At 65.7% G+C, this 14,990-nt stretch carries 15 protein-coding genes; 8 read left to right on the top strand and 7 right to left on the bottom strand.

From position 1 onward, the window contains the following. Positions 1-373 precede the first annotated feature (373 nt). Positions 374-1,075, top strand: a complete 702-nt coding sequence (locus tag F1D05_RS10300; protein WP_185447176.1) for an SIR2 family NAD-dependent protein deacylase — start codon at positions 374-376, stop codon at positions 1,073-1,075. 168 nt (positions 1,076-1,243) lie between these two features. Here the strand turns inward: F1D05_RS10300 and F1D05_RS10295 are convergent, their stop codons facing one another. Together F1D05_RS10295 and F1D05_RS10290 are read right to left on the bottom strand one after the other, a co-directional pair. After that, entirely contained in the window at positions 1,244-3,376 is a 2,133-nt protein-coding gene (locus F1D05_RS10295; protein ID WP_206686152.1) for a tyrosine-type recombinase/integrase, read from the bottom strand. After that, positions 3,373-4,503: a tyrosine-type recombinase/integrase gene (locus F1D05_RS10290; RefSeq protein WP_185447174.1), complete on the bottom strand. Its 1,131-nt coding sequence runs from the start codon at positions 4,501-4,503 to the stop codon at positions 3,373-3,375. Before F1D05_RS10290 ends, F1D05_RS10295 begins: the two co-directional genes overlap by 4 nt. A gap of 143 nt (positions 4,504-4,646) precedes the next feature. On the opposite strand from F1D05_RS10290, the gene F1D05_RS10285 reads away from it, so the two are divergent. After that, positions 4,647-5,063 (top strand): beta-lactamase family protein, encoded by a 417-nt coding sequence (locus tag F1D05_RS10285; RefSeq protein WP_246486574.1) that lies wholly within the window; start codon positions 4,647-4,649, stop codon positions 5,061-5,063. A 554-nt stretch (positions 5,064-5,617) separates the two neighbouring features. On the opposite strand, the gene F1D05_RS42910 is transcribed toward F1D05_RS10285, so the two are convergent. Beyond that, positions 5,618-5,944, bottom strand: coding sequence for a transposase (locus F1D05_RS42910; RefSeq protein WP_185447172.1), 327 nt, complete (start codon positions 5,942-5,944; stop codon positions 5,618-5,620). Between F1D05_RS42910 and F1D05_RS40010 the strand changes: the two genes are divergently transcribed. Beyond that, positions 5,870-6,289, top strand: coding sequence for an NUDIX hydrolase (locus tag F1D05_RS40010; protein ID WP_428995010.1), 420 nt, complete (start codon positions 5,870-5,872; stop codon positions 6,287-6,289). The two genes, F1D05_RS42910 and F1D05_RS40010, sit on opposite strands and share 75 nt — an antisense overlap. Before the next feature lie 29 nt (positions 6,290-6,318). On the opposite strand, the gene F1D05_RS10270 is transcribed toward F1D05_RS40010, so the two are convergent. Genes F1D05_RS10270 through F1D05_RS10260 form a run of 3 tightly spaced genes read right to left on the bottom strand, consistent with a single transcriptional unit; the run spans position 6,319 to position 9,077 of the window. After that, the gene (locus tag F1D05_RS10270; protein ID WP_185447168.1) at positions 6,319-7,203 is read right to left on the bottom strand and encodes a phosphotransferase family protein; all 885 of its coding nucleotides are present in this window, start codon (positions 7,201-7,203) and stop codon (positions 6,319-6,321) included. A gap of 16 nt (positions 7,204-7,219) precedes the next feature. Further along, entirely contained in the window at positions 7,220-7,765 is a 546-nt protein-coding gene (locus tag F1D05_RS10265; RefSeq protein WP_185447166.1) for a GNAT family N-acetyltransferase, read from the bottom strand. A 43-nt stretch (positions 7,766-7,808) separates the two neighbouring features. Next, positions 7,809-9,077, bottom strand: coding sequence for a Tat pathway signal protein (locus F1D05_RS10260; RefSeq protein ID WP_185447165.1), 1,269 nt, complete (start codon positions 9,075-9,077; stop codon positions 7,809-7,811). 247 nt (positions 9,078-9,324) lie between these two features. Here F1D05_RS10260 and F1D05_RS10255 point away from each other — a divergent pair, with 247 nt between their 5' ends. From F1D05_RS10255 to F1D05_RS10245, 3 genes are all read left to right on the top strand, one after another. Further along, on the top strand, positions 9,325-9,525 hold the full coding sequence (locus F1D05_RS10255) for a hypothetical protein (RefSeq protein WP_185447163.1): 201 nt from the start codon (positions 9,325-9,327) through the stop codon (positions 9,523-9,525). Positions 9,526-9,831: 306 nt separating this feature from the next. After that, entirely contained in the window at positions 9,832-10,098 is a 267-nt protein-coding gene (locus F1D05_RS10250; protein ID WP_185447161.1) for a hypothetical protein, read from the top strand. 367 nt (positions 10,099-10,465) lie between these two features. Further along, positions 10,466-10,765: a DUF397 domain-containing protein gene (locus F1D05_RS10245; RefSeq protein WP_185447160.1), complete on the top strand. Its 300-nt coding sequence runs from the start codon at positions 10,466-10,468 to the stop codon at positions 10,763-10,765. A 217-nt stretch (positions 10,766-10,982) separates the two neighbouring features. Here the strand turns inward: F1D05_RS10245 and F1D05_RS10240 are convergent, their stop codons facing one another. After that, positions 10,983-11,879 carry a helix-turn-helix domain-containing protein gene (locus F1D05_RS10240; protein ID WP_185447159.1) on the bottom strand — a complete coding sequence of 299 codons (897 nt, stop codon included), beginning with the start codon at positions 11,877-11,879 and terminating at the stop codon, positions 10,983-10,985. 688 nt (positions 11,880-12,567) lie between these two features. On the opposite strand from F1D05_RS10240, the gene F1D05_RS10235 reads away from it, so the two are divergent. Together F1D05_RS10235 and F1D05_RS10230 are read left to right on the top strand one after the other, a co-directional pair. Then, positions 12,568-14,082 carry an SAM-dependent methyltransferase gene (locus F1D05_RS10235; protein ID WP_185447158.1) on the top strand — a complete coding sequence of 505 codons (1,515 nt, stop codon included), beginning with the start codon at positions 12,568-12,570 and terminating at the stop codon, positions 14,080-14,082. A 136-nt stretch (positions 14,083-14,218) separates the two neighbouring features. After that, complete coding sequence (locus F1D05_RS10230) at positions 14,219-14,905, top strand: peptidase inhibitor family I36 protein (RefSeq protein ID WP_185447157.1); 687 nt, start codon at positions 14,219-14,221, stop codon at positions 14,903-14,905. The last annotated feature ends 85 nt before the right edge of the window (positions 14,906-14,990 follow it).

Here is a 14,990-nt window from a genome sequence, read left to right as displayed (position 1 = left end):
TGACATACTCTGTCGTATCGGCACCAAACAACGGGACCCCGCGCATGTCAGGCTATTGAGTGTTGGCTTCAGTGCCCTCCTGCCCGTCGGGGATGGTCTATGAGTACGTGGCTGCCACACTGAACGTGTGACTTGGTACCAGGATCCTTCCAACGCAGGCCTGATCGAACGACTTCGAGAACTGATCGCCGACCAAGGCCGCCTGTTGATGTTCTTGGGCGCAGGTCTTTCCTTTGGCGCCGCCCGGCTTAACGGTCGAGCACGGTTCGACTACGATCGCTCTCAGCGTCGCCCATGGTGGCCTGACGAACCTCGTCTGGTTTCCGATGACGACGGACTCCCTCTGCCCTCCTGGCCATGGCTGGTGAGCCGTATGTACGAGGAATTGGCGGTGACGGCGTCGGAGAACGAGCGTGACGCCCTCGCGGAATTCTTCTCGGAGGAAGGGCCCCTCGATTGCGCCCAGCTGTTCCGACAAACCATCGGCGAGGCGAACTACCGCGAGTTCCTGCTCCGCCAGTTCGACTCCGGCCGCCACCAGTTCGTGCAGGTCACTCCGAGCCATCAGGCCCTTGTGGCCTTGCGACTTCAACGACTGTTCACTACCAATTACGACGAGTTGATCGAGGCTGCGTACCAGAAGGCAGGTGAACGCCTTCGCGTCAGCGCCAGTGAGGCCCAGTTCACGGCTCATCGACGAACCGTCGACGCGCACCTGGTGAAGCTGCACGGCTCCATCGACCAACCCGACACGATCGTCCTGACCAGGTCCGACTATGCGCGGATCCGGCTCGAGCGCCGCGCAATGCTGGATCATCTACGAAGCGAGCTCGCTGACGCAGCCTTCCTCTTCGTCGGATTCAGCCTCAGCGATCCCAACTTCAACACCATCCATGACGATCTGCGGGTCGTGTACGGGATGAACATGCCGGCGTCCTACACGGTGCAGGGGAGGCGGAACACCGTCAAGGAGCGCTATCTCCGCTCGCTCGACGTGAACACCGTCTGGCTCAATGGCTGGAACGAGCTACCCGACTTCCTCACCCGAATCAACGTCCACTCTGAGGCAGGCTAGGCACGGGTAACTCGCGGCCCATCAACTCCCGTGTCTGGCAGTTCGGCTCACGAGACAGAACAGTCGCGCGGTGACTCTCCTGGCAGCCCCAACCCCTTCCGTTCCAGGCACCGGTCACGGTGGTCATCATGGCTGTGCCCGTGGTCTGTGTGGCCGGTGGAGTGTTCATCATTGACGGTCTCCGTTGTCTGGCCTGATGCAGGGCGCGTGTTCGCCGTCTTCGGGTTGGCCGAGTTCGGTCAGGAGTTCGCGTAGCCGCCGACTGATTGCGGCATGTCGTTCGATCTCACGCGGCCAGCCGCGTTCGGTGGCGTCCTGGATGAGTTGCTGCTCGGTGGCCAGCCGTTGGCGCAGTCTCGGGGCGTATTCGGAGGTGGTGAAGAACTTCCCACACCGCAGATAGAGGTCGCACTCGCACGGGCCTTCCTGCGGTAGTCGCAGGCAGTGTCCCAGCTCGAGCTCGGTCTTGAAGAAGTTCGTCTTCAGCCAGTGGACTGCTTCCTCGTCGAGTCCGTCCTTTAGGAGGAGGTCGACCGCCGGGCCGGCGATGCGGCCGGTCGTGGCGAGGACTTGTTCGTATTGCTCCTTGACGACGGGGTCAGTCATGCGGGAGTACACCATTGACATGCTGGCACTGCGGTGGCCGAGGATGGACATGATCGTCTGGAGCTGAGCACCGCCTTCAGCGAGTTGAGTGCCGACCGTGTGCCTGAACCGGTGCGGGTTGATCAGCGGTCGTCCTTCCGCGTCCAGCAGCCCGAGTTTCTCGCACGCCATTTTGAGCGGGGTCATGAACAGGTACTCGGCGGAGATCGGCTTGCCCAGGTTGACGAAGATCCGCTGGACCAAGCGCTGGCAGGTGGGATCGAGGCGCGGGGCGTAGTTCGCAGCGCGAGCCATGTCGATGATCGGCCGCAGCGCCTCAGCGGCGTGGGGATGGAGGGGAACGGTGCGCTCGGTGCGGCCCTTGCCGACCGGGAGCCGAAGCCGTGGGTAGCCGTCGGGGTAGGCGTCCAGGCAGTCCACCTCCAGGCGGCGGACCTCGCTGCGCCGGGCGCCGGTCCACCGGATCGTCAGCATCGCTGCGCGCTGGAACGGACACTCCAGGGCCTCAGCGATCTCCATGACCGTGTCGAGCTGGTCCCTGGGGATGAAGCGGGGCAGCGACTGGACCGTCCTCGGGAGGTCCGCCGGGCCGAGAAGTGGCCGTCCCGGGACATCGGACCAGCCCAGGCGCCCGGTCTCACGGAAGAATACGACCAGTGATGACACCGTGCCTCGACGCGTCTGGATGGCGTAAGGCGCCTTGGTTCGCGGGTTGATCAGGGCCGCGAGCCATTCCAGGAACTCCTCCATGTGCTCACGGGTGAGTTGGTCGAGCGATTCCACCGCGGGATACGCCTCAGTCAGCCACACGATCAGGCGGCGGATGTCATCGCGCACCTGGCCGACCGTGGTCTCCGCCGTGGAACCAGTCGATAGCTGCAGCCGGAGCCAGCGTTCTACGACGTACTTGATTCTCGGCGGGGTATCGGGCGGCGTGAGTTCGTCTTTCCATGTTTTGCGGCGGCGGATGCCGAGCTCGGGAGGTGCGCTGATCCGACCGTCGTTGAACAGCACGACATGCAGCACATGCAGCCTGTTCAGACAGTGCTGGATGAACCCCTGAAGCACGGCCGTGGGATTCTCACCCTTCACCGCCACGGTCCAGCGCAGTTCGGCGGCATCGGGGCGGGTGGCGAACGCCTTGATCTCATCGGCCAGGAGCTGTAGATCGTCAATGGTGATGCCGGTGACATCCGGATCGCCGTTGCGCATGGCGATTTTAGTTAGCGCCCAACGTACCTGGCTGTGCAACGAGGGTCGCTTGTAGCCGATTTGGGAGGCACGTTGCAGGAGACGGTGCTCGAAACCCATGTCGTAGCCGAGTTCGGCGAGGAGTTGATCGTCGCGCAGCGAATTGAACTTCCGGTTGATGATGAAGTCGGTGTCCAGTCGCACGCGTTGCGCGAGGCTCAGGTAGGTGAGATAGCCGGTGGCATTCACGCTGACGCCTCGACGCGCTCGCGCATGGGCGCCGTCAAGGAGGTCCAAACGCACGGCCATCGGTTCGGCGAACCAGTCCTCCAGCTGCGGCCATCGGTCGACGAAGGTGTCGTACGCGGACATTCGATGTTTGCGCGCGGACCCGGAGGCGGCGTCCAAGACCCGATCTACCCACGCCTTGTACTCGTGTCGAGACGCGTGCTTGCGCCCGTCAGGTTGCTCTGGCAGCGGCACCCGAGCCAGCGCGGCGCTCACCGCCGTGACTCCAGCGCTCTGGCGTACTCGGTGAGCACGGTCTCGTCCGAAACACGCGTGTAGACCCGCGTCGATTCAGGGGAGGCGTGGCCGAGCCGCTTCTGCAATGTCAGCTCGCGCATCCCGCCTTCCCACATTGCCGTCGCGTGAGTGTGCCGGAGGGCGTGCGGCGTTGTGTCGGGGGTTCTCCGACCCAATGCCGTCATCCGGCGTGCGAACATCCGAGCCACGGCGTCGTAGGACAGCGGCTCGCAGCGGGTCTTGCGGTTCCCGCCGACGAGGAACACGAAGGGGCTGTCGGACTCGACTGGCCGCTCACCCATCACATACCGGCTGACGGCCTCCAACGTCCGCGGATCCTGGAGGTCGACCACTCGCTCGGAGCGCGACTTGGGCCGTGCACCGCGCGGGTGGTCATCCCGCTTGCGCACGACCACCCGCCGATGGCCGTAGGAGATGTCCTGGAGGTGCAGGGACAGCACCTCACCGGGGCGCAGGCCACCGTCAAGCATCAGCAGCATGACGGCGAGGTCCCGCAGGCACGTCATGCTCGTCAGCAGCGCCTCTACCAGGTCGTCGTCCAGCGGCCGAGGCAACCGCAGCGGCCGCTTCACCGTCACTGCACGACGCATCGGCCGCTGTCTGCTCGCACCGCCAGTGAAGGGTTGATGCCGATCCGGCACCCGAGCCAGCGCCAGGTCTTCGTGCCTCTCCATCGGAGACTCTGCGGAATACAGGCCGACGGCGCTTGCCCAGTCGTAGAAGCTCGACACCCCTGCCAACACTCGATGCACCGTCGCCGGAGACAGCCGCCGGTCACCGTCCTCGCCTCCGACGATGACAGTCAGACCGAACCGCTGGGCCGACTTCCTGCTTTCCTGCCGCCGCATGAAGCTCAGAAAGTCCATTGCCGTCGGCGCCATGAACTCCTGCCACGACAGCTGTTGCTCCTCGAGGAACATGAACAGGTACCGCAGGTCGTACCCATAGGCGCGCCAGGTGTTCGGGCTGAAGTTCCGGTCCGATAGGTACTGCAGGAAACGGCACGCCACCTCGACTGGGCCGTCCTCGTCGACGAGCTCTACAGCCTTCAGCCGGCCGTCATCATGGATCTCGCGCACTCTCATGATCGGCCAACATCCGACCGACGGTCGGAGTGACGAGTGCGAACAAAGATTCACTCAAAAGTGTCCAGATAAACACGGACCGGGCCGCGCTGATCCTGGGGTACCTGGTCGAGCACTTGTCGGGACAGTCCCTGGATCGGTTCGTGGCCGATCGCGTGTCGGCGCCGTTCGAGATGGATTCCACACGGTTCGGGCCACTGCCGGCCGACGTGGTGGCTCGCTGCGCGCCGACCGAGTTCGACGCCGAAGCCGGTCTACGGATCAAGGGCACGCCGCACGACTACTCCGCGCGCCTTCTCGCAGTGTGCGGTATCGCAGGAGTCTTCTCGACTGCAGCTGATCTTGGCAGATTTCTGCAGCACCTGCTGTGGGCTCAGGATCCGTTGGCAAGCTGGGTGGCGGAGTCGCTGACGGTCCAGACGGGCAGCCTCGGACCGGCTCGCGGATTCTTCTGGCAGCCGGCTTCCGGCAGCGATCCGGTCGAGGACGTCTGGGTGCACTACGGTTTACCGGTACAGCAATGTGGATCTCGCCCTCGCTCGGCCGGTGGGCAACGCTGATGACCAACAAGCTGTTCTACACCCGCGACCGCGAACCCCTCATGGGAATCCGCGACCAGTTCAAGAACATCGTCTTCGGTTGAGTAGCTGCCGCGGCGTTGGCCTTCGACCGCAACCTGGCCTGCCTAATTACCCGAACGAAACCTGAGGAGTCGAGATCAGCATCAGACTGATGCCGGTCGTGGCAAGGAGCCAACGAGGATGACAGGGGTAGAGCGTGCAGTGGCGGCTGCTGAAGATCCCGATGGCTATTTCGCTCGCGTACACGCCGAGAGTCGGGCCATGGCCATGGCCATCGCAGAGATCACGAGGCGGGACAGGGAACGGGCTCGGGCTCTGCGCACGCGGATATTGAGACTGTCCGGCCTCGGCGTCCTCGTGCGGCTGTGGCGTCAGGTCTGGTCGAGGTAGATCGAGTGTCCCGTGCGGGCAGGGTATCGGGCGTGCCAGGCTTGCATGTGGTGAGACCTGCCGGGCCGTCTGTGAAGGGGAATTGCGTGAGCGACCTACCGGAAACCTGTGTTGTCAACGGCATCGAACTGGCGTGGCTCTCCTCACCTTTGTGTGGGTAAGGAGACCTGGATTCCGCTGCAGCACAGGTAGATCATCGTGGCCAGTGATCGCGCTTTCGGGTGTCCGTAGCCGCGGCGCTGGATGACACGGATTTTGGTGTTCACGCCTTCGCTGCGGGAGTTCGACAGGCCGAGCTCGACGGCAGCGACGATGCCATCGCTATGACGAACGATCTTCTGAGCAAGGGACCTGAACGCGTTGTTCCCGCTGCCGATGGCTCGCTGGATCCAGCTGTGGAGGTAGGCCCTGGCCTGACCGGGGTCGATGATCTGGAACAGATCGCGGAGCTCTTCTTTGAGCAGATACACCTTGTGGAGCTCGGTGCGTTCAGCCCGGATGACCTTGAGAAAGGCGAAAGCGCAACCGAGTGCGCCGTCCGCGAAGGCTACGAAGAGACCGGCACCAAGATCGAACCCACCGCGCTGCAGCTCGTGCACACGATGCACCGAGGCCACGACACCGAAGCGCCCCGCCTTGGCCTGTTCTTCACCGCCGCCGAGTGGGAAGGCGAACCCACCAACGCCGAACCGCACAAATGCGGCGCCATCGGCTGGTTCCCGCTCGACCAACTCCCCGCCGAGATGGTGCCCTACCCGCGCGCCGGCCTCGACAACTACCTCAGCGGTACGCCGTACGCCGAACTCGGGTGGTAGCGCGGATCATTCAGGCCACGGGGACGGGCTCAGCCGGCGTCCCAGGTCCATGGTCTGGGGCCGTGGTCGCCGCGTAGGCAGGCGATTCGGTGAAGTGCCTCGGTCCTGGTGTTGGGGTGCTGGTCGGCTTTGTTCGCAAGCCAGCTGGTCATGCGCAGTTCGCGGATGTCGCGCAGTACCGGGTAGGCAGGGGCGGCGAGTACGTCGTACCCGTAGGTGTCGGCGTACTGGCGGTACTGCTGGGTGGTGATCCACCGGAAGGATCCGTACTCGCTGGCCATCAGCGTGAGATCCCACTCGGGCGGGCCGAAGGAGAATCGCTCGAGGTCGAGGATCAGCACGGTGCCGTCTGGCGTGGCGACCACGTTGTCGGGGTGCGGATCGCCGTGGATGACCGTAGCCGGGAGCTCGAAGGTCACCGTCTCCCATTTGTCGGTCAGCTCGCCCAGGCGACTGCGCAGGAACTGCTTGTCGCCGTCCGGGATGTCTGCGGCGTCGACGCGGGCGGAGATGCTGACGAAGGGCTGCACGTTCTGCAGGTCGACGTCGGCTGGGGGCGCCAGGGCATGGAGCTGGAGTAGGTACTGGGCGATCTCGGCCGGGGTCGCTGAGCGCAGGTCAGGCCGGTGATGCCAAAACGTCACGGTATAAGGGCCGTCGTCGACGGGATCCGCCGCCGCGGTGATGGCGGGCAGACCGGCGGTCTCCAGCCATCTTGCGATTGCGATCTCACGGTGAGCGGTGGACTGCTGGGCGGCCGACCGGGTGACGCGGGCAACGAACTCGTCGCCGACTCGGAAGGTGGCACTGTCGCCGAGGCTGAGCAGCTCTAGCTCGCCGGCGTCGATGCCCGCTGTGCGGCAGGCTTGGTCGACGCGGCTGCGCTCGGTCTGGGCCTTGGAGCTCGACGGCATCAGGCGGAGAGCCGGGTCACTTGAGATGTCGCAACATCGTGGCGTAGATCGGGGCGTCCGGGAACGGTTGCTGATCGCCGATGTTGTGGTACCCCCAAGACTCGTACAGGGCCTCCACTTTGGGGTGAGTTTTCTCGACGAGGAGGGTCACGCGCTCCTCGGGCCGGCCTTCGAGAAGGGCTTCGTGGATCTGCTTGGCTAGGCCAGTGCCTCGCCACGGGTCACGGATCATCAGCTCGAATAGTGCGAGGGTGCGGTGCCCGGTCTCGACTACGTCGTTCACTGGTAGTGGCTGGAGCATGTGCCCCCACCAGCCGGTGTCAGCTTTCAGCGGTGAGGCGTAGGCATAGCCCGCAGCTTCTCCGCCGTCGAAAGCGACGACGGCCTCCCAGCCGGGCCGGCCGGCATGACCACGGAGCCGACTCTCGAACCGGTCGATCGAGAAGAACACGTCCTCGGCCGCCTCCATCTCGTACACCTCGGCGTACAGGCTGACCAACGTCGGGCGGATGCTGGCGAGCTGGTCATTGCCGTAGCGGACAAGCGAGATGTCATTGGACACGCGGTCTCCTCAGAGGGTGGGGAAGGTAGCCAGACGCCCCGTGTCAGAGGGTGCGTATGAAGTCGTTCCAGTCGCGGAGCGTGGTGGTGTTGGGTGCCTTTTGGGCCAGTGCTGCGCTGAATGATCTCAGAAGGTGTGAGGTTCGTCCGGTCGGACCGCCGGCTGCAGTCGCTGGCACAGCCAAGGCTGTTGCCACGGCTTGCTCGACGTCGTCTTGGGCGAGCTGCGCGAGAGCTGTCTGCGCGCCGTAGTAGGCCCGGTTGCGGTGCTGATCAGGGCGTAGTTGCGACAGGCAACGATGAGTGTGGAACTCGGACTCGTCGGGGATCCCGAGCCGGTAGTGGACGATGCCGGCCAGCCCGTGGAGCTCGCCGAATGTGTAGGAAGACATCGATGCTGGTTGCGGGATAGCTGGGTCGACACGGTCGTAGGCCGCGGCCGCGCGCTCCAGAGCGCGCAGAGCTCGCGGCCGGTCACCGAGGTTGGAGGCGGCCAGCGCGATCCGGCTTTGCGTGAGAGAGGCGAACAGCGGGTCGCGTCTGTGAGACGAGGTTGTCCCACAGACCTCGGCCGCGGCCAGGGCGTCGGTGTAGCGGCCCGTCTGTCCGGACAGCATCGAGGCTTGGCGCCAGGCCTGATGCTGGACCTGGCCGTCGTTCGACAGCCCCGCCAGCCGGATCGCCTTGTCCAGGTGCAGCTGCGCGGCGGGGAACCGGCGGCTGTCCATCGCGGCGAACATGGCTGCGCTCTCGAAGGCCGCAGCCATGGCATAGAGCTTTGACCGGACACGTTGAGTCGCGGCGCCGTTCTGCTGCAGCCCCAGGGTCCGTTCGGTCAGTGCCGCTGCGCGCTGTTCGAGCTCGAGGCCTCCGCCGAACTGGTCGTCCAGGAGCCAGAGTTCGCGGAGCTGGACCCGCAGCCGGTTGACGTCGCTCGTACCGACTGTCGGCCGGGCGCCGGCACCCCGATTCGCCAAGGTTGCCAGCGTCGTGGTCGTGGCTGCTGCCAGGAACGCTCGTCGATGCAAACCCTCCTCCCTGGCTGACTGCCTGGCGCGTTTGCGATCCACCAGACCGAGCTGGGCGGCGGACAGGCCGGTCACTGCCTCCAGTGCCTGCCGCTGCCGGGCCTGGGGAGAGCGACTCTCGCCCGCCCGCCAGCGGTAGACGGTTCTCTCAATGACGTTGCCGCTGGTTCCGGTCGCCGCCAAGATCGCCGCGTTGATTCGCTCGGCCATCTCGGCGTTGGTCACGCCGTGGAGCCGCATCCAGTCCGCCAGCGCTGTATTGCGACCGCTTGAGGTGGTGGACATAGCGACCACGGTAGGCGGGTTCGAGCGCGGCCGGTAGCCGTCCGAACACTTTTCGCCAGGGTCGGGGGGAGTCGCTCGGTCCGGTTTCGCCATGTTCAGAGCACGCCTCCTGGTCATTACTAGTTGTGACTCACCGTCACAGGGAGATGACCACGATGGATGCCTGGATGAACGACTGGATGGCCGCGATGTACGCCTTGGCGATCGTAATGATCGGCTACCTTGCTGCCACCGAGGTGCAGGACCGGTGAGCGGCCAGGCGCTGCAGGAGAGCTGCCACCGGGTGCGGGTCTGGTTCGGCTCCACCGCCATCGCCGACCAGCAATGGGCCGAGCCTGAGCCGGCGGCCCGCTACGCGGCCGCCATGGAGCGCCGGTTCGCCGGGCTGCGGGTCACGAACGAGCCGCCTCCACCGGCCGTGTCGGTGGCCGCGGTTGATCGGTCGTGATCAGCAGTGCGTCGGCGGTCTTGGCTGGTCGTCAGCCTGCTGGGTGCGGGAAGGACTGCCGTGCAGCCCAGCGCACGATGTGACGGATGCGGAGAAACTTGCCGCTGCCGCGCGGATTCTCGCCAGTGCGCTGTCATTCGAGCAGAAGATGGCCGGCATCAGCCTGGTGCTGCAGGTTCCTACAGCGCGACCGCACACGGCGCTGCGGTCGCGATGGCAGCTCGACGACGATCCGGATGTCCGCACCCGCCGCGCAGCTTCTCACCTCGCCAAGTCGCCTCGACCTCACAGGACGGGACCACTTCCATGAAGCTGCGCCGTTTCCTGCTCATCCGCTACGTCGACGTGTCCAAGGTGAGCGGTACCGGCGTCGTTGCTCAGGGCGTCTTGTTCAGCGACGGCGCCGTAGCGGTGCGGTGGCCATCGGCCACGCCCTGCACCATGACCTGGGACAGACTCGACGATCTGCTGGCTGTGCACGGCCACGGCGGCAGCACGGTGGTGCATTGGATCGACGAAACCGATCCTGTGGTCCCCGAGTTCCAGCTGGCCGGCACGGGAGCCGGCCGATGACGTCACAGGCATCGCGGGCCGACACCAGCGGCCGTGCAGCTCCGTACTCCACCAGCTCTCGTCCACGATCCAGCGGAACCGCCGCTCCTCAATGCGCGCGCTCACTCCTCCTCAATCGCGTGCATCGGCCGGTTCCGCTGCGGGCGTCCTGCCCGCGCACCCCCGCCCTTCTCCTGCGAGGTGCGCGGCCAGGACGCCAACTCAAGCCGGCAGGGACTGAAGCCCCGAGCTCGGTCCCTGCCGTTCCACCCCGGGATCGATCTCCCGGTGCATGCCCTTCCGTTCCTGCCTTCGAGGCGAGGCGAAGGCGGGAACGGCGTACGGGCCACACGACCGACCACCCGAGTGCTGGACCGAAAGGACGTAGATGACTGAGTTCGGTACTGCGGTCTGGCGTAAGTCGGTCCGCAGTAACCCCAACAACAACTGCGTTGGGGTCCTGCTGCTGCCGGACGGCGGAGCGCTGGTTCGCGACACCAAGCAGGCCGACCAGGGTCCGGTCTTGCAATTCACGGCGTCGGAGTGGCGGGTCTTTCTTGCCGCTGTCCGCGACGGCGAGTTCGACAACCAGGAGCAGCGGCTCGCTCCACAACGCCCGGTACGGCGCAGGCAGCGCCTCTGGGCTCGCCGGCTCCGCTCTCCTGACAAGAGCCGCGCCGGTACCTGACACAGGTTCGCGGCCCTTGACCTGGATTCTCCCTGATGCCCGATCGCCCGGTGGGGCGGTGGAAGCCCAGTGGGGGAAGGCTCGGCTGAGCCCCACTCGCACCAGGCGGGGGCCGCGTGGGTGCCCGCACCTTCCATGCGCGAAGGTGCGGGCGTTCATTTCAATCCCACCCGGGTGGTGCATCGCTCCGCGGTCGCAGCAGAAGCGGTGCCGCAGGTCAGCTCCGCTGTAGCTGCGCCAGGCGGTCGCGGATGGCGTCAGCTGACTGCTGTGCGTCCAATGCGGTCGCCCAGACGCTGGTCCAGACCGTGCGGTACAGCTCGACCTCGTCGGGTTTGGCAGTCATGAAGAACCCGAGGTAGCCGTCCACGTAGACGTTGGGAGGCTGGATCAGGGTTCCGTTGCCGAGCGGCGGGAAGTCGAGCACGATGAACAGGTTCGTCACGATGCCTGCGTGCTCGACGTCGAGGGGCATAACCCGGATCTCGACGTTGTCGCGGTCGGCGATCTCCAGCAGGTGCTCGAACTGGCCGGCCATCGTCTCCGGCCCGCCGATCATCCGCCGCAGCGCGGCTTCGCCGATCACGACCTTGAGCTCCACCGGGTCAGGTTCCCTGGTGAGGATCTGCTGCCGGCCGATCCGGACCTCGAGGCGGCGTTCCAGCGACGCCTGGGCCAGGTCCTTGCCGGTGAGCCGTTCGAGCGCCATCGTGCTGCGCGCGTACTGCGGAGTCTGCAGCAGGCCCGGGATGAGCTCGGGTTCGAACCAGCACAGTTCGTTAGCGGCGGCTTCGAGGGCGATGTACAGGCGGAAGTTGTCGCTGACGACGTCGTCGTAGGACGACAGCCAGCTCTTCGACTTGGTCAGCTTCGCCAGTTCCATCAGCGCCTGGATCTCGCGGGCGTCCGTCACGTGCAAGACGTGACACGCCCGCTCGATGTCGAGGCTGCGGACCGACGTCACACCGTTTTCGACCCGCGACCACTTGGCGGTCGAGATCTCCAACTCTGCCGCGATCCGCGACAGCGGAACCCGCGCATGCTCGCGATGCTCACGCATCCGTCGGCCGAGCACGGTCCGCGAGTACACCGAATCGACGGCTGTAGGCGTCATCTGACCTCATCTCTGAGCGAGCAAACAGTATCCGTTCCGCAGTGGATCGGGCCCTGTCCCACTCCCAGCCTGCAGACACAGACTAGAACGCAACACGCATAAATGGAACGTCGCATATTTGGTTGTTGCCTGTTTCACTGATGGCTCGATGCACTGAGTGATGGGGCGGTGACTCCGATGACGGGACCGATTGGGCGGCAACAGCCCGGCTCGGCTGCGGCCGCCCGCTGGACAGTGGGGGAGCGGTCGTGAGTCATGCCTGGGCGCTGGGAGCGCGCGACGGACGCCGTACGCCGGTGGCGCCACGACTGGTGGCTACGGATCAACGACACCTTCCGGCGGTGGATGGACGAGTAGCCGGCCTGCGCACTCTCTTCTCTGGCCGTAGGCCGGTGGCATCGATCAGCGGCGGCTCGAAGAAGAGGGCCAGCATCGAGTACGCGCACACCGTGCGCGCTCCGTGAAGCCGGGGCGAGACCGAATGAGTCCCCTGGCTCGTCCGCTCGGCCACGTCACTACGAGCGGCCGGTCTCGTCTCCCGTGGAGTCCCCGGCTCTTGGCTGCAGGCATCTCGGCACACACCAGCCGTGGCCGAGCCGCCTCCCCGACCAGGAGCCGGGGCCTCCGCCAATCAACCCTCCCGTTCGTCTCCGCACGACCACGATCTCCTGAGAGGGCCTTCGCTCCCATGTACCCGAGCTTCGACCTCGGCATCCCGGATAAGGCCCGGGTGTGGAACTACGTCCTGGGAGGCAAGGACCACTACGCCGCGGACCGCGCCGTAGGTGACCGGGTCCTGGCGCTCGCGCCGGAGCTCCAGCAGCTGGCACAGGCGAACGAAGACTTCCGCCGAACCGCCTGCGCGTATCTGGCCGGCCAGCTGGGCGTCGAGCAGTTCCTCGACTGCGGCGCCGGCCTGCCGCTCGACCCCGAGAACCACCTCGGATCCGTCCGCGAGATGTATCCGGACGTGAGGGTGCTGTACGTCGAGCGTGAGCCGATCGCGCTTCGCCACGCGCAGGCCTTGATGGCTGACGACAAGAACGTGGCCGTCGTCGACGGTGACGTTCTCGACCCGGAGCAGCTGCTCGCTGCCGATGGTCCGGTCTGGCGGTTCCTCGACCGCGACCGGCCGGTCGCCGTACTGCACACCGCGCCCTTGCGTCGCTACCGCGACGCGTTCGGTGACGTCGGCGAGATGGTGGCGATCATGAAGGGCTACGTCGACGCGCTGCCGCCCGGGTCGTTCACGGTGATCTCGCACCTGCTGGATCCCGAAACCTCGGCGATGACGAAGCTGGTCCGGGAGGTCGAGGCCGTTTTGGTTTCCGAACTCGGGACGGGGTGGTTTCGACAGCTCGACGACATCACCACGCTGTTTCCCGGCCAGGCCCTCATCGATCCGGGCGTCGTGGAGTGCAGGCGCTGGCCGATCGACACGGCCCCTGGCGACGGCCGGATGGCCGGGTGCGTCGTCGGCGGGATCGGCTGGAAAGGCCCCTCGGACGGCAAGCTGCTGGCATGGGCCAGGGAAACCGGCGAGGACGAGGCTGATCAGTTCTCCTCGCCGGTGATCTGCGGAGCGATTCTTCAAATCTCTCCGGCCCCGCAGTACGGCGCCCCCGACGACGGCCCGATCCTGCTCCAGGAGCTCGAGGCTCTACCCACCAGACTGTTTAACCTGCTCCGCCGCGAAGGGATTAAGACCGCCGACGCCGTCGCGCAGACCACCAATTCCGAGCTGCTCGATCTTCGCGGCCTCGGCCTGCCATCCCTGCGGATCCTCCGCGACCAGACCATGACCGCGCTGGCCGGGCGCTACTGCCGCACGGAAACGGTCCAGCTCAACCAGGCCCAGCTCCAGACGATCCAGACGCTGATGGACGCGCTCGAAAGCTTCGCGCAGCTCGAAGAGGCCGAACAGCTCGCCAAGCGGGCGCGGAACCTCCGCTCAGCCCTGAAACCCCGAGTATCCAAGAGCCGCAAAAACCACCGGCTGAAACCGGCTCCCCACAAGCAGATCCTTGAAGCGGTCTCGTTGCTCGCCCAGCTGCGCGAGTACGCCTGCCAGCTCGACGACCACAGCCTGCAGGACCAGGTGTCGGAGTTGCTTCACCTGCTCGCCCCCGGACTTCCCCGACCGCGTCGATCTGTCGACGTCGCCGGCTACCTCATGACTGCGCCTGGTGCTGGACCGCCGTAACCCGATCGTTCCAGCTCGACTGCATGGCAGCCGTCACCTGCCGCTCGAGCAGACAGCCCTCCATGTTTCCGGCCGTGCACGCCCGTACGGCCGGACCTTGGGCCAGTGAGGCCCTTCCGTCCGAAGGAGAACGACCATGATGAACCGCCCCACCCGCCGCGTCCGTGCCGCCGCGATCGGCACCGCATCACTGCTGGCTCTGGCCGGCATCGCATTCCCGTCCACCGCCTCCGCCCAACCCCTCACCCCCGCTCCTACTGCAGGGGCGCCGATCGCGGCAGGGGTGACCGGGCCGGTGGCGGCCGAGATGACCGCGATGCTGAAGCTGAACCCTGGCGGGATCCAGGTCAGCGACAACGCCATGGTCTGGCCAGGTGGTGCCGGTACGACCGCAGTGTGGCCGAGTCCCGGTCAGAAGTTCGCCCCGGCCGGCCTGGGAAGCAACATCCGCTACGACGTCCTGAAGTCGATGGGCATCGACTCCGTCACCAGCGAGTTCGGCGACGAGTACGGAGTCGAGGCCGTCCACGGCTGCCCGTCCGGAGTCACGGTCAAGGACTACTATTGTTTCTACACCGACATCGCCTTCGGCGGACGACGGTTGCAGTTCACCGGCGCCACCTCGGCCGCCAACGCGGGAAACCCGTGGAGCTTTGATAATCAGACCAGCTCGTGGGTTAACACAGATACAAACGTGATCGTCGGGGTCTGCGACGGCGCCAATCAGACCGGGACAATCTTGTGGATCGAGCCCGAGAACTCAGCCGTGTCGGCGTTGTCTACCAGCCTGAACGACAAGCTGTCGTCCTGGTACACCGCCTGATGCTTGCCGTCAGCAACTGACCCGGCTGGGGCCGCCTGATCACCGGCCCTGGATCCGATTCCCCTTGACCGACTGACCTGTGCCC

The sequence above is a fragment of the Kribbella qitaiheensis genome, from assembly GCF_014217565.1.
Lineage (GTDB): Bacteria > Actinomycetota > Actinomycetes > Propionibacteriales > Kribbellaceae > Kribbella > Kribbella qitaiheensis_A.
Note: the sequence above shows the minus strand (reverse complement) of the source record. Positions and strands in the feature narration are given on the sequence as shown.

Excerpts from the sequence above, each read along its gene's own strand:
- F1D05_RS10245 (WP_185447160.1), top strand. The coding sequence starts at position 10,466 with ATGACTGAGTTCGGTACTGCGGTCTGGCGTAAGTCGGTCCGCAGTAAC.
- F1D05_RS10270 (WP_185447168.1), bottom strand. The coding sequence starts at position 7,203 with ATGCCGTCGAGCTCCAAGGCCCAGACCGAGCGCAGCCGCGTCGACCAA.
- F1D05_RS10300 (WP_185447176.1), top strand. The coding sequence starts at position 374 with ATGTACGAGGAATTGGCGGTGACGGCGTCGGAGAACGAGCGTGACGCC.
- F1D05_RS10250 (WP_185447161.1), top strand. The coding sequence starts at position 9,832 with ATGAAGCTGCGCCGTTTCCTGCTCATCCGCTACGTCGACGTGTCCAAG.
- F1D05_RS10230 (WP_185447157.1), top strand. The coding sequence starts at position 14,219 with ATGATGAACCGCCCCACCCGCCGCGTCCGTGCCGCCGCGATCGGCACC.
- F1D05_RS10260 (WP_185447165.1), bottom strand. The coding sequence starts at position 9,077 with ATGTCCACCACCTCAAGCGGTCGCAATACAGCGCTGGCGGACTGGATG.
- F1D05_RS10290 (WP_185447174.1), bottom strand. The coding sequence starts at position 4,503 with ATGAGAGTGCGCGAGATCCATGATGACGGCCGGCTGAAGGCTGTAGAG.
- F1D05_RS10240 (WP_185447159.1), bottom strand. The coding sequence starts at position 11,879 with ATGACGCCTACAGCCGTCGATTCGGTGTACTCGCGGACCGTGCTCGGC.
- F1D05_RS10235 (WP_185447158.1), top strand. The coding sequence starts at position 12,568 with ATGTACCCGAGCTTCGACCTCGGCATCCCGGATAAGGCCCGGGTGTGG.